This is a genomic window from Flavobacterium sp. GSP27 (assembly GCF_003970395.1).
Lineage (GTDB): Bacteria > Bacteroidota > Bacteroidia > Flavobacteriales > Flavobacteriaceae > Flavobacterium.
This window is the reverse complement of the sequence record NZ_RYDP01000003.1, coordinates 220,935-235,227: the sequence shown is the minus strand read 5'-3', so window position 1 is coordinate 235,227 and position 14,293 is coordinate 220,935. Positions and strand designations below refer to the sequence as shown.

Annotated in this window: 11 protein-coding genes; 7 read left to right on the top strand and 4 right to left on the bottom strand. The window is 33.4% G+C overall.

What is annotated here, in order from left to right; all coding sequences use genetic code 11:
- Positions 1 to 4: 4 nt before the first annotated feature.
- Complete coding sequence (locus EKM05_RS04585; RefSeq protein ID WP_126553789.1) at positions 5 to 3,052, bottom strand: SusC/RagA family TonB-linked outer membrane protein; 3,048 nt, start codon at positions 3,050 to 3,052, stop codon at positions 5 to 7.
- Between the two features lie 1,077 nt (positions 3,053 to 4,129).
- Between EKM05_RS04585 and EKM05_RS04580 the strand changes: the two genes are divergently transcribed.
- The 7 genes from EKM05_RS04580 to EKM05_RS04550 all read left to right on the top strand — a co-directional run bounded on the left by EKM05_RS04580 (position 4,130) and on the right by EKM05_RS04550 (position 12,078).
- The gene (locus EKM05_RS04580) at positions 4,130 to 4,384 is read left to right on the top strand and encodes a helix-turn-helix domain-containing protein (protein WP_126455284.1); all 255 of its coding nucleotides are present in this window, start codon (positions 4,130 to 4,132) and stop codon (positions 4,382 to 4,384) included.
- A 436-nt stretch (positions 4,385 to 4,820) separates the two neighbouring features.
- Complete coding sequence (locus EKM05_RS04575) at positions 4,821 to 5,900, top strand: hypothetical protein (RefSeq protein ID WP_126553787.1); 1,080 nt, start codon at positions 4,821 to 4,823, stop codon at positions 5,898 to 5,900.
- A gap of 530 nt (positions 5,901 to 6,430) precedes the next feature.
- Positions 6,431 to 8,284, top strand: coding sequence for a KTSC domain-containing protein (locus tag EKM05_RS04570; RefSeq protein WP_126553785.1), 1,854 nt, complete (start codon positions 6,431 to 6,433; stop codon positions 8,282 to 8,284).
- A 1-nt stretch (position 8,285) separates the two neighbouring features.
- On the top strand, positions 8,286 to 8,498 hold the full coding sequence (locus EKM05_RS04565) for a KTSC domain-containing protein (RefSeq protein ID WP_126553782.1): 213 nt from the start codon (positions 8,286 to 8,288) through the stop codon (positions 8,496 to 8,498).
- A 2-nt stretch (positions 8,499 to 8,500) separates the two neighbouring features.
- The gene (locus tag EKM05_RS04560; protein ID WP_126553780.1) at positions 8,501 to 8,722 is read left to right on the top strand and encodes a hypothetical protein; all 222 of its coding nucleotides are present in this window, start codon (positions 8,501 to 8,503) and stop codon (positions 8,720 to 8,722) included.
- Positions 8,712 to 11,042: an AAA family ATPase gene (locus EKM05_RS04555; RefSeq protein ID WP_126553778.1), complete on the top strand. Its 2,331-nt coding sequence runs from the start codon at positions 8,712 to 8,714 to the stop codon at positions 11,040 to 11,042. Before EKM05_RS04560 ends, EKM05_RS04555 begins: the two co-directional genes overlap by 11 nt.
- Positions 11,043 to 11,046: 4 nt before the next feature.
- A complete protein-coding gene (locus EKM05_RS04550) occupies positions 11,047 to 12,078 on the top strand; it encodes a hypothetical protein (protein WP_126553776.1) in 1,032 nt (343 codons plus the stop codon).
- A gap of 62 nt (positions 12,079 to 12,140) precedes the next feature.
- Here the strand turns inward: EKM05_RS04550 and EKM05_RS14570 are convergent, their stop codons facing one another.
- From EKM05_RS14570 to EKM05_RS04535, 3 genes are all read right to left on the bottom strand, one after another.
- Positions 12,141 to 12,506 (bottom strand): Fic family protein, encoded by a 366-nt coding sequence (locus EKM05_RS14570; protein ID WP_255416484.1) that lies wholly within the window; start codon positions 12,504 to 12,506, stop codon positions 12,141 to 12,143.
- 412 nt (positions 12,507 to 12,918) lie between these two features.
- Positions 12,919 to 13,386 carry a transcriptional regulator gene (locus EKM05_RS04540; RefSeq protein WP_231507358.1) on the bottom strand — a complete coding sequence of 156 codons (468 nt, stop codon included), beginning with the start codon at positions 13,384 to 13,386 and terminating at the stop codon, positions 12,919 to 12,921.
- Positions 13,387 to 13,388: 2 nt separating this feature from the next.
- Entirely contained in the window at positions 13,389 to 13,904 is a 516-nt protein-coding gene (locus EKM05_RS04535) for a hypothetical protein (protein ID WP_126463460.1), read from the bottom strand.
- Between the last annotated feature and the right edge of the window lie 389 nt (positions 13,905 to 14,293).

The window sequence follows — 14,293 nt, the reverse complement described above, 5'->3', positions numbered from 1 at the left end:
AAGGTTAAAAAGTAAGTTGCACACCCGCACTCAGCATACGTAACGGTGGAAGAAATCCCGTGGTTTTAAACTCGGGATCGGTTCCGGTATAAGGCGTAAAAGTCAATAGATTCTGACCTTCTACATACAAACGACATTGCAGTTGTCCGGTCCATTTTTGTGGCAGATCGTAGGAAAGTGAGACGTTTTTTAACCTGATGTAGGACGCATCAGTAACCACGCCGTCACTCGCTTGGAAATTATTGAAGGCTTTACCGGCATTAGAATTAGAATTGGTAGTGTACATCTGATAGGGTGTTACATCCCCAACCTGTTGCCAGCGGTCTGTGACTGATACCGGTTGGTTTGATAATAATCCCGGACGGGCAAAAATATAATCGGTACTGTAATTTTGCTGTTTTACAAATTGAAAAAGGAAATCCAGCCTGAATCGCTGATAGCGCAACTGATTTTGCAAGCCTCCGTAAAACGATGGATTGAAGTCGACTATGGTTTTCTTATCTTTCTCAGCCGTCAACACTCCATCACCGTTTACATCTTCAAAAGTATAAGCTCCTGTCTCAGGATTGATACCCGTATAGTGATACAACAATTTTATATTGATTGGCTCTCCTATTACGAACTGATTTCTATAAGTAGAAGCGGCAAGGTTAGGGAACGATACCAATTTATTTTTCATAAATGAAATATTGAAATCGGTTGTCCAAGAGAAATCCTTCTTTTGTAAATTGACAGTGCGCAAACTCAATTCTGTACCGGAATTGACAACAGTTGCATCAAGATTGGCTTGTATAGAAGTAAACCCTGTGGTACCCGGCAGTGGGACGCCCACCAACTGATTCGATGAGCGATTATCATACCATGCCCAAGTGAGGAAAATACGATCTTTGAGAAAACCTGTTTCTAGTGCAATTTCCAGTTTTCTATTGGTCTCCCAGCCAAAATCAGGATTAAACAACCGTGTGGGTTGAATACCTGTGATACCTTGATACCCGTTTGAAGTAGTGCTGTACGTATCCAAAAACTGATAGTCGCCTATTTGATCACTACCCGTTGTTCCATAACTGGCTCTTAGTTTTCCAAAACTTAGGATACTGTTATTGGCAAGAAAGGCTTCTCGAGAAAACAGCCATGCAGTTCCTATAGCGCCAAAAGTAGCAAACTGTTTTCCGGGACCAAAACGGCTTGAACCATCTCGACGGCCAGTTAAGTTCACAATATAACGGTCTTTATAGGTGTAGTTTGCCCTTGCAAAGAAGGCCTGATATTTGTATTGTGACGCATCATCCGCCACTACATAGATGGCACTTGCTGCCGCAAGGGTATTCAATAGGCTGTTGCTTGTAAAACCATCTGCAAATAATATCAACTGGTTACCTTCCTGCTGTTGGAACGTTCCTCCTACCAATACAGAAACCTTGGAATCATTCCATTGCCTGTTGAAATCCAATTGTGGCTCGATACTGTAGGACTGTCGATTGTTGGTATTACGATACAGTGAAGAGTAACTGCTGCCAAAGCCCAAGGATGGGTTGTAAAGCGTAGAGGGATTAGTTCTTCGCTCGTTGTGACGCAAATCAGTAAAGCCAAAAGCAGTGCGAAACTCCAATCCTTCCACAATACGGTAGGACAACTGTGAATTAGCAATCAAACTTTGTGATTTCGCCAGATAAGAGGCATACAATAATCGCAGTGGGTTATTCCAGCTCCCCTTTTCCCAGTTCAATTTTCCTTCTGCGTCATACAAGGCTGGCGCATTGGGTGCAAGAATGCGGGAATCACGTGTCAAATCTGTTGCTGGTAGGTCATTTCCCTGCATAGTATATCCTACTGAAAAATTAGCACGAAAACGTTCGTCTTCTGAGGCATGACTAAAGTTCCCTCGAACACTTGTCCTGTTAAAATTAAAATCTCCGGGAAACACCGTAGTTTCTTTATGGTAGTTTGCCCCAAGATAAAACTGATTACGCTGGCTTCCTCCTGTTACACTGGTTTGTACATCGGTCAACTCAGATGTGCCACCGGTGAGTTCCCGCTGCCAATCGGTATAACGCGTTGGGCTCCAAGTTCCATTGACATCGTAAGCACTTGTAGGGAATGTTGTGATACCGTCATTGGCAAAAGCCTCCTTTCGCATTTCCAAATATTGTTGTGTATTCATCAAATCCATAAAACGGGTAACAGTTCCAGTTCCACGGGACACATTGGTGGTGTATTGTGTTTTTCCCTGCTTTCCTTTTTTAGTAGTAATCAGCACAACACCATTGGCACCACGCGAACCATAAATGGCTGTAGCATCTGCATCTTTTAGAATTTCGATACTTTCTATCTCGGTTGGGCTGATAATGCTGAGTGGACTTGCTGATCGTGGTAGTACACCTGTGGTATTGCTGTTCCCGATGACTTCCGAAGCAAACGGCACACCATCTACAATGTATAATGGTTCGTTTCCCCCAGCACGCAGACTGTTCTGTCCTCGTATCTGGATATCAAAACCGCCTCCCGCAACGCCTGTTGTCTGGGTTACGTTCACGCCTGCCATCCTTCCCTGCATCGTAGCAAGCATATTATTTATAGGTTGTTTCTCGATAGCTGCAGCGGAAATTTTCGCAATGCTTCCAGTTCGTTCGCTTTCTTTAACACTGTAATAACCCGCATTAATTTTCACTTCCTGCAGTTGGGTCGCATCTTCTTGTAATTGTATGTTGATTGTTTTTCGTCCGTTTATAGACTCTGTAATGGTTAAAAAACCCATAAAACTAAAGACTACTATATCGTCTGCTGATGCAGTTAGCATATAGTTCCCGTTAAAATCAGAGATAGTTCCAGCTGTAGCTTTTCCTTTTATAGAAATAGTCACTCCGGCTAAAGGGTTTGTCCCATCAGTGATAGTACCACTGACTTGCACTTGCTGTTGAGGTATGATTTTTTTTGTTACCGTCGCAAAAGCGGAAGGGTTGATTGTTGCGGCATGGGCAGGAAAATCGCATAAGCAAATTCCTAAAATCAAAGGAATCGCCAGCCATCCCTTGTAAAATGAAAATATATTCATAATTTTGGTTTAGTTAAATGAAACGTTAGTTTTGTTAGCATTGGTCCTCTATGCAGTTGTCCAGACGGTTGGAGGGCCTTTTTTGTCATTGCGAAAAGTTGCGATGCACGATGCAAAGCACTCGAGCGAAGCGTTGCCTCTGTCATTGCGAGGTACGAAGCAATCTCAATATTATTATTCTGTCATAGGCCTGATTTTAGTTAGATTTATATTCTATGTTCTTTAACACAATTCAAAATTTATAATTCAAAATTTAAAATAAACAACACCTCTTTGTTCTTGTTTCTACGTTCTAAATTCTTTAACCCAATTCAAAATTTAAAATAATTAATAACCTCTATTCACCTGACTATGTGAATTTTAACCTCAGTTCAGTTCACGCTATTATAACCATAAAACCACATGAACATCGTTGCTATAAAAAGTATAATTATTCCTATTTTTATTTGTTTGTAGTATTTCATAGTAAAAATTTAGATGTTATAAATCCAGTTGTATTGCTAGGGTAATTTGCTGTAAGAATTATATACAGGAAGATTGATTTTTTGCATTATTGCCATCACTCTTCATCACAATTCAAAATTTAAAACAATAATAACTTCTTTGCTCTTTTATCTGAATCAAAAAAAGAACCTGCACTGAAACACTAACTCAAAATAAAGAAACAGCACAGGCATTAAATAAATAGTATTTTTTTTTATTTCATAGTTATGGTTTTTTTAGCGGTTAAAACTGCTGCGAGACTATGAAAAAGGATGAAGCGGTGCTAAGAATAATAAGAGAGTAATGTGCCAATTGGTTTAAAAAAGGAGCGCAGACCCAGCTTAAACGTTCTCGAGGCACTAGTAATACCTACACACGAATAAGTGAGCCCACGCCCTTTTAGGCGTGAGCATTTGCACTTATCATCTCGTGTGTTTAAAAGTTACTAGTTTTCGAGAACGAGATTCAAAGCGAATGCTTCTAATATTTTTATAAGAAGTATCGCAAATATATAATAATTCATCAAATATAATAAAATAAAATTGTAATCCAAGTGGATTACAATAATTTATAAGATTATCGCAAAATTGCAGTATGGCAGAAAGAACTCAGGAAGATATTATACTTAAAGACATGATCGCTGATAGAATTGAATTCCTTCGATTAAAAACAGGGATGTCTCAGGTAGATTTTGCAAAGGCAAATGATATTGATAGGCAAATGATAAATAGATGGGAAAGTAAAACAAATAAAAGAGGTGTCACAATTTACACAATCCAGAAATTTTGTAATATGCTAGGAATTACTCTAGACCAATTTTTTGACACAGATGCTTTTAAAAAGAAATGAAAAGATGCTTAGGCATCTTTTTTTATTTATACAAATTCTCCCAAATTGCATATTGAATTTTCCAAATTGCATATCGTATTAAAAATAAAAACACATATTTTGAACTTAATTAAAGATTCAAAATATGAAATGGTACGAAATTATAGGAGTGATTGTGATATGGGTTTTAGGTCTTTATGTGACAGGGAAGTTTTATGAGTCAATGAGGAATAGGTATTATAATGGTAGCTGGAAAAAGAGGGATAAATAGAAAAGATGCTGTGGGGTGTCTTTTTTTTGTTTTATAGCCGTATGGAATACTATCAATTTGGTATCCAAATAAAAAGTCCTTATAATTATTTATAATAATTTATGTATATATTTGAAATAAATAATGTGTGCGTTTGTTACACACATAGCAAGTTAACAGCAAGCAGAAAATCCTCCAAAAAACACCATGAGTAATTTATGTAAACTTTGTCAAGACAATCCACTTGAAAATGTTGGCTCACATATTTTCACAGAAAGTATAATCAGAACTGCGTTAAATCAGGATGGTTATACGAAAAGAGAAGATAAAGAACTGATATACGAAATCTCTATAGATAAGATTGGATTAGATTTCTTTGGCAGTGGTGTCTTACCTGAAAAAATTGAAGAGATTACAGGTAAGCAACTTTCGGACGAAGAAATAGAACAAAATAAAAATCCTTTTATAAATAGAAATTTAGTTTGTCGAAAATGCGAAAGAAAGTTTGGACCTATAGAATCCGAATTTACAAGTAAAATCTACTCTAAGATTTTAAAAAAAAATAACGAGGAATTAAATAACGATACATGTAATTATATTTCATTTGAAAATGAAAAATGGCTTGCATTACAATTTGTGATTATTAATGTTTGGAGAGCATCAGCTTCAAATTATAATGATTGGAAACTCAATACGGAACAGGAGGAATATTTAAGGGAATTTATTCTCTTAACAGCTGATAAGGATATTGAATCAATTATAAAAAAAACAGTTGAGAATAAAGACAGAATAAAGCATTTCAACTTTGTTTTAAATTACTTTATACAGAAATTTGAGAATTTAAGTGAAAATGGAGTACTTATAGATACTTGGGAAAATCCATTTTTTATTTTATTAAATCGTTTATCCCTAATTTTTGATTTTATTCCACTAAATGAAATTAAATTACCTGAATTGCTTAAAGAGATCATAGATGAAAATTTTATCTGTATTATTCCTAACAGTGAAAGTGATGAGTTACGAATTGGAATAAATTCTGATGAACAAAGAACAGAACTATATTATCGAGTTAGCGTGAAGGCAGCGAACGACATTTTAAAAAATATTGAACGTAACTTTATCGACACACACATACTTACATTTGGCTTTCCTCCTCCCTTCAACTCTATGGTACATTTCAAACAAACTGTTGTGAACTATGTAAATGAAGAAGGGAAAATAACAATCCCTGGATTATTAGAGGTAGTTATAGATGTAATTAAAGATTGCGCAAATAGCTACTTCTAATTTGCCAGCTTCTAAGGCTGTTTGGAAAGATTTGGGTTTTAGGTTTAATTTAAAGTTGGTCTTGTATTTGATTAAAAAAAAGAATAATTGGATTATAAGTAAGTCTAGTGATGCATCTTTTTTTAGAAAACTCCCAAAATGCATATCGAATTTTCCAAATTGCATATCATCTAAAAAAAATAAGCACCTATTTTGATCTTAATTAAAGATTCAAAATATGAAATGGTATGAAATTATAGGGTTAATTGTGATATGGGTTTTAGGTCTTTATGTGACAGGGAAGTTTTATGAGCATTTGAGGGATAGGCATTATAATGGTAGCTGGAGACGAAAGAAATGAAAGATGCCGTTGTAGAATTAGCTTTCTAGTGGATATTCCATTTAAGTCAAAATATCACTAAATGTGGGTATTGTAACAATAGTTAAAAAAGACTTTATTTACGAACTAGAATATATAGCTTGAAATATGGCATTGGTTAAAAATTGCCAAATGGATTGGCAGTAGATTTTAATTTGGTACAATAAATACGATGGCATTACCCATAAACATAGATGAATTACTGCACGGCAATACGGTCGAATGGGATCGAATTGAGTTAAAAAAAGGATGGAATCCGGAGGATATTATTCATTCTTTATGCGCCTATGCCAATGATATTAACAATTGGGATGGCGGGTATCTCATTATTGGAGTAGAAGAAGACAATGGAAAAGCCAAGTTACCACCCATTGGTTTACAAGTTCAAGAATTGGATGCCATCCAGAAAAAATTGATTGAGCTGGCTCATAAGTTAAGCCCTGTTTATATTCCTGTTTTTCAACCTTATTTAATTAATGAAATCCATATTCTAGTTGTTTTTGCTCCCGCTGGAGATAACAGACCCTACAAAGCTCCAATTAGTTTAAGTGAAAAAAGGACGGAAAGAGCAATGTATATTAAACGTGGCTCGAAAACGGTAAAAGTTAAAGATGGTTCTGATGACGAGAGAAGACTCATTGAACTCACGGCACGCATCCCATTTGATGACCGAATCAACCAAACAGCCAAATTAAATGATTTGAATTTACGTTTGATTCAAAACTATTTAAAAGAAGTGATGAGCTCCTTGTATGAAGAAAGTACAAAGATTCCATTCTCCGAATTATGCAGACATCTAATGATAGCCAAAGGTTCTGAGGAACTGTTGAGACCTACAAATGCCGGTTTGCTTTTGTTTAATGAAAACCCAGACAAATTCTTTTCAGGAGCGAAAATCGATTTGATTATCCATAAAAATGAGGTTGGAAAAGACTATACCGAAAAAATATTCACTGGCTCTATTGTACAGCAGATTAGGGATGTTTTGCAGTATTTTAAAACCAATATTGTAGAAGAATTGGTGGTTAAATCGGCTAGGCAAGCGGAATCAATACGCTTTTTCAACTATCCTTTTCAGGCCATAGAAGAAGCCGTAGTCAATGCGGTTTATCATAAAAGTTATGAACGAGAAAATCCCGTGGAGATTCAAATACATAAAGATAAAATTGAAATATTGAGTTTCCCTGGACCTATGCCACCTATTACCCAAGCTATGCTAAATAAACAAAGGGTAGTAGCACGAGATTATAGAAACCGCAAAATGGGTGGATTTTTAAAGGAATTGAAACTCACAGAAGGCAGAGGAACTGGATTGCCTATTATTCACAAAAGTTTAGAAGAAAACGGTTCGCCTCCGCCCATTTTTGAGACGGATGAAAACAATGCTTATTTTTTGTGTATTATTTCCATTCATCCACTTGCAAATTCCATCTTAGTCTCCCAAGATGAACTAAGAAGAGACGAAGATAAAACTCTTAAAATCAATGAAATAAAAGATATAAATCGCTATCTTAGTCTCTCTGTCTCTGAATTGGGAGACAAAGACAGAGAAGCCATAAGAGCAAGGATTAATAATACAATTAAAAAGGTTTTACACTTTTGTACAGAGCCAAAATCAAATGATGAAATATTTGAGAAAATCGAGCTTTACAAAAACACCAAAAATCATAATCATCATATAAAACCACTCCTAGAAATTGGGTGGTTGAAACAAACAATACCCGATAAGCCCAGAAGTAAAAATCAAAAATATTTTACCACTGATTTGGGTAAAAAATTACTCGCAATAATTGCAATAAATAGCAATTCTGGAATTAAAAGAATTCCAGTAGCGTCTTCAAATATTGCCTCTGTTGGCTATGATGTAGAAAACAAGATTTTGGAAATCGAATTTCACCACGGAGCGGTTTATCAGTATGTTGATGTGCCGAAAAAGGAGTATGAAGGGTTGATGAATTCTTCTTCTTATGGAGCATATTTTACGCACGAAATCAAGGAAAAATATAGTTATAACAAAATCAATTAATATGAAAAGACAATCAGTAGAATCCTCAAACTTGGCATCCATTGGTTATGATGCAGAAAATGAAATCCTAGAAGTACAGTTCAAACACGGTGGTGTTTATCAATATTTTGATGTTCCCGAAAATGTCTATGAGGAATTGATGAATGCAGATTCACACGGTCAATATTTTGATAGAAATATTAAAAAAGCAGGATATGAGTTTCAAAAAATGTAGTTATGGAAAGATATAGAAATTCAGGTGGGGATTCAGGTGTTTCCGCCTATGAAATAGGTTCTGATTATATCATTGTGAAATTTTCAGGGACAGCTAGAACTTATAGATATAGTTATCGGAAAGCTGGACAAAAACACGTAGAGTCTTTAATGCAACTTGCGCAGAATGGTAATGGATTGAACAGCTACATTAATAAACACGTAAGAGATTTGTATGATAAATAAAATCGAGTACTTAAAAGATTTTGGCATTTACAAGAATTTCAATTGGAATTCTATATCAAGTATTGAAGATTTCAAGTATAAGAACATCATTTATGGCTGGAATTATTCAGGTAAGACTACATTCTCTAGGATCTTTAGCTCGTTAAGAGATAAAGAGATTTTTAAAGACTTTAACAATGGTGATTTTAAAATCATCACAACAAATGGGAATTATGATAAGACTAATTTAACTCAATTCCCATACAAAGTATTGGTATTTAATAGTGATTACATTAAAGACAATTTGAAATGGGATTTTGACGAAGAAATTAATGCTATCTATTTTGAAGTTGGCGACAATGCAAAACATACAAAAAGAATTGAAGATTTAGCAACTTTAATTATCGAGATTGTTGGTTCAGATAAGGTTGTTGGAAAGAGAAATAAATTCCAAGACTCTTTAAATGAATATAATGTATTTGAAGATTCATTATTCTCAATTGAAGCAAAAAAAATAAAGGATGAACATTTTATAAGTTTAATAAATTTTACAAAGGCAGATGTAAGGAAAATTAAAGATCAAATTAGCAACAATATTGATTCAAATGTTATAAAAGATAAAAAAAAACTTTCCAAAGTAAGTAAAGTAATTAAAATCGAAGAACCAAAGTCAGAACTAGATTTTGTTGAATTCACGGATAATATCACAAAAATAAGTGATTTGGCAAATGAAATTTTAAAATCTTCACCTACAAAATCCGAGGTAATTGAGATATTAGATAAGAATGTAAATGTCTATAATTGGGTAAAAAACGGTTTGGAATTTAATACTAAAAATGAGAATTGTCTATTTTGCAATAATCCTATATCAGAGGACAGATTTAACCTTTTGACAAATTACTTTGAAAACCAAGCTTCAAAATTAAGGCTAAAAGGTCAGGAATTATTTGAACAACTTGACAAGGAAGAGGAATCAATTATCGAGATTAATTTCCCGAATAGTACAAATGATTTAAACGAAGGTTTTCAAGATGAGTACAAGGCATTAAGAAAACAACTCGATAAATTGTTGTCTTCTCACAAATCATACATAAAAAAAATAAAAAACAAGATTCAAAGTAAATTAGCTAATAATCTTTATACCTCACTACCTGAAATTGAAAAATTCAATGTAACTCCTTTAAAAACAAAGTTTGAGGAACTCAATAAGCTTATCAGAACCAATAATGAGTTTACTTCTAATTTCTCTAAAATAATTGCATCTGAAAGAGAGAAATATAAAAAGCATTTAGTTTCAACATTTTTGAAATCTTCGAAGTATTTAACTAAAGAAAGAAAATTTAAAACAGCTCAAATTGCCATTCAGAAACTTGACGGCGTAGTGAATGGGTATATTAAAGAGATTGAGAGACTTAAGGCTCTCAGATTAAGTGACTCTGAAGGATGTGCACAGTTTAATTCATTTGTTCAAAGTTTTTTAAGTAGAGATGATATTGAAATTAAACCGAATGAAGCGACTAAAAAATTTATTCTTAAAAGAGGTTCTGAACTCGCTAAAAATTTAAGCGAGGGAGAAAAAATGGCAATTTCATTTTCTCACTTCCTTGTTACGCTAAAGAGTATAGAGTTAAAAAACGAACTAAAAGAGTATATTATTTTTATTGATGATCCAATATCTAGTTTGGACGGGAATCATATTTTTCAAATCAACTCATTATTAAAAGAAACTTTTTTTGTGCAAAAACCTGACCCAAATCAGCCTAATCAGCTACAATGGGAGTTAAAATGTAAACAAATCTTTTTTTCTACTCACAATTTTGAATTTTTCAATTTATTAAAAGAAATGCCTGTCTCGAAAACAGGTTTTAGATATTCTTCAAATGCTGTAAAAAGCAAAGAATCCAGATATTTTATTTCTCGTAATATAGCAGATTCTCACATAGAAAAATTACCAGAAGTCTATAACTCATATTCTTCTGAATATCATTATCTGTTTAGTGAAATTGTAAATTTTAATGATTCTGCAAATCAGCCAACCTACCCTAAATTACTATTGATGCCAAATATTCTTAGAAGGTTTTTAGAAATGTATACACTAACACAATATCCAAGTTCTGACGAACTAGATGGAAGAGCAGATGTTGTTTTTGGGAAAGCAATATCTAAGCGAATTTGCAAGCCATTTCATTATTTTAGCCACTTTAATAATATTGATAGAATTGGGAAACAAAGTGAATTAGTGGCCGATATTAGTAGTGCTTGTAGAACATTAATTAAATTTCTCGAAGAAAAGGAAGATAAAAAACATTATCAAGCTTTGAAAAAAGCAATTAGTATATAAATTTATGGCGACAATAAAAATAAATCAGCAGTTACGAAGAATCGAAATCAAAGAATTTGAAATCGAAAATCAAATCGTTTTCAATTACTTTGATAATCTTCCAGCTAGTGAAAGAGATGATAAATTGCTGCGAGCTATTTACATTGGAGTGTTGGCACTTATGGAAGACCGTATTTCCTCTTTTCTTTCAAAAACATCCAATGAGTTAGGAACAGAACTCGAAAGTTTGAAAATGATTTTTGAAATGAAAAAAGAACTGTTCTATAAATCAACCATCAAAGGCGTTTTGGCAGAAGATGAAATCGCAGAATTTTTAAATCAATATTTTCTAGATAAGCGATTAAAAGACCGTGCATTTTTAACGGGTAACACAGCGGGTATTCTTCCAAAAAACAAAACGGGCGATATCATCTGTGAAGTAAACGGCACACCAGATTTGAAAATTGCCATCGAATGTAAATTTGACAAAAGCGTTCGTTTAGGCGACATTGAAAGCAAAGATATTTTTACTCGAAAGTCTGATACGGCTTGGAGTCAGTTGATAGAAGCGCAGGCCAACAGGGACAGCAAAGTAAGTTTGATTGTATTTGATATTTCCTTGGTAGAAAATTCCATTCTAAAGAATTTCGAGAATGTAGGTTACATTCCAGGAGTTGGTTTTATTGCCATTATCAATTCACAAAAAGGAGATTACAGCAATTTAGCCATTGCGTATATGTTGGCTCGGGACATTGCCTTAAATGCAAGAGAAGTAGAACTCGACAAAGATATTTTGGCAATGATGGTAAACCGTATCATCAAAGACATTAACGAAGTATTGACGATAAAATCACTGGTTCAAAACAACATTGACAACAACAAAACAATTTTAAAGCAATTGGAAAAATCAATTTTACTTATGGAATTCAACCAAGCATATTTGAAACGCTTTTTGGGTCAAGGAACATTAACCAAGAAAGACTTATTAGACTTTTATTCAGGCGAAGATGTAAAAGACAAGTATCGTTTAATTGAAAAGGAAATTAATGAATTATAGATAAGATTTTTTTTTGCGTAACACTACACAATGTGTAGTGTTACCCCCAGCTGGCTTGAGCATTAAGTAACACAAGTGCTGGCGCAAGCGTCTCGCTCGTGCACGCAAGCCGAGTTTTTACAGTAATATAAACAAAAGCAACCTCTTAACTGGGTTGCTTTTTTTACTTTACGGGATATCTTGGGATTTTTAACCAACCAGTCAGTAATATCCAAATCACCTTTTTGTGTACTTTCCAATATAGCATAATACGTATCACGTTCAGCTTGGATTTGAGCCGACATCGAATAAAATCGTTTTTTACTTTGGTCGGCGCGTGCCAGTTGCATATCAGTTATAGCTCTTGTGATGCGTCCGTTACCGTCTTCAAATGGATGTATGGTAACAAACCACAAATGGGCAAAAGCGGCCTTCAATACAGGATCAATATCTTGATTTGAAATACACTAGTTTCGGAACTCATTTATAAAAATTAAAATTGATTATTACAAAAATTTTGATTAACCGCTTTATGGGTATACTCATTTATTTTCCTGAATTATTAATGTTCTGGATTTGTCATCTAAAAATGTTGAAGTGCAAAAAAAAGTATTTTTCCTTTCTCATTAATTATTATTTCACTCAGATTTGATTCCATTTTAGAATTATTATTTCAGCTAATATAGAACTATTTTTACTACTAATTACAAGTATCTAGTATTCTATAAATCATATTTCTTTAGCAAATTTCACATAAGTCTTGACTGATTCTTTGTAAAAAAGCCCTCGTTAGAGAGCTTTCCATTTTTTTTCATAAAAAAAAATATTTTCACAATGAGTTCAGATTTATTTTTTTGATTATTATACTTCTACTAAATTACGGTAATCATATTTTTCGTATTCTTTTGTATTAGCTTTTTCTTTGTTTAACTCAATCATCTCATTTTTTAGTTGAACTTTATACCATTGTTCTGGTTTAGTATGAGAAAATGTACTAAGTTTCAATGCTACTTGTGCATTTAATTTTCTTTCCCCTGAAAGATATTTATGAAGATTACTATCTCTCATTTCAAAATAAGTTGCTAATCTTTTTTTAGAAAGATTAAGGACTTTTAAATACATCTTAACAAAATCAAGAATTTTTAAAACCTCTGTATCATCACTTTCATTTCGAATATAATCTTCTAATTTATACTGAATAGAAAGTAACCGATTGCTTAATATTCGTTCTCTGGATTGAGTAGTAGAATGGGATAATATAGCTTTTTTTAATTCCCCTTTCTTTTTATCATTCCAAATATCTTCAATTTGAATTTCTTTAGTTTTCATATTCATTCATTTAAAAATTCATCAATTAATTTTTGCCCACCTTCAGGTGGAATAATCATAGAGGTATCACCAACCTTAAAAGCATTGTATTTTTTTGAATATACTGCCATTAGTTTTATTTCCTCTTCTTTATGTTCTTCAAAAACATCAAATGCTAAATAGCCTTCAAAGTCACCTTCTCCTTTTACGAAACTTAACCGACAAGCATATGCAATTAAACAACCTGCAACATTATCATATTCTTTTATCGTTCCTTTGTTATGAGGAGCAATTTCAACATAAGCCATATAGGGTTCAATCTTTTCCTTCATTTCAAAAATTAAACAACCTTCAATTTTTTCAGAAGTTTCTTCAGACACCAAAATATATGTTTCAAAACCTTTCTTTTTCGAGTGTTTATTAAAATTAAATCTCCATCCATCTGCCACTGACGGAAGATTTACTTTTAATAATTTTGAATCTGAAATTTTAGCATTTACTAAAACATTTCCATCGATTTTTAATATTTTTACATCCATTTAAGCAAAATTTCATTAGACAAATATACATAAAAATTATACATATTGTATAATTTATTGCAGTTAATTTTATTGGTTTAGATACTTGAAAAATGGCGATTAATCAATTCCCGTTGCTGGGAACTATCCACTTTAATATATTTCCCCTGGCGCGGGCATCTCGCTCGTGTACATGAAGTATCAGTCGATGAAAAACTCATAACCGTACAAAATATAAAAATATCTCTTTCATTAAATAATTTACTGAAGCACCTGGAAACTAAAGGTTATTATTTATTTGGCGAGAAAAAATTAGAAAACTGGAAATTCGGCAACCATAAAGACCAGTTAGAAGTTGCAACTTTAGTAATACGAAAAATAGATAGTAAAGATGTTATAAAAGTAGATTT

Coding starts and splice junctions, on each gene's coding strand:
- EKM05_RS04535 (WP_126463460.1), bottom strand. CDS start 13,904: ATGGATGTAAAAATATTAAAAATCGATGGAAATGTTTTAGTAAATGCT.
- EKM05_RS04555 (WP_126553778.1), top strand. CDS start 8,712: ATGATAAATAAAATCGAGTACTTAAAAGATTTTGGCATTTACAAGAAT.
- EKM05_RS04580 (WP_126455284.1), top strand. CDS start 4,130: ATGGCAGAAAGAACTCAGGAAGATATTATACTTAAAGACATGATCGCT.
- EKM05_RS04575 (WP_126553787.1), top strand. CDS start 4,821: ATGAGTAATTTATGTAAACTTTGTCAAGACAATCCACTTGAAAATGTT.
- EKM05_RS04565 (WP_126553782.1), top strand. CDS start 8,286: ATGAAAAGACAATCAGTAGAATCCTCAAACTTGGCATCCATTGGTTAT.
- EKM05_RS04585 (WP_126553789.1), bottom strand. CDS start 3,052: ATGAATATATTTTCATTTTACAAGGGATGGCTGGCGATTCCTTTGATT.
- EKM05_RS04570 (WP_126553785.1), top strand. CDS start 6,431: ATGGCATTACCCATAAACATAGATGAATTACTGCACGGCAATACGGTC.
- EKM05_RS04550 (WP_126553776.1), top strand. CDS start 11,047: ATGGCGACAATAAAAATAAATCAGCAGTTACGAAGAATCGAAATCAAA.
- EKM05_RS04560 (WP_126553780.1), top strand. CDS start 8,501: ATGGAAAGATATAGAAATTCAGGTGGGGATTCAGGTGTTTCCGCCTAT.
- EKM05_RS04540 (WP_231507358.1), bottom strand. CDS start 13,386: ATGAAAACTAAAGAAATTCAAATTGAAGATATTTGGAATGATAAAAAG.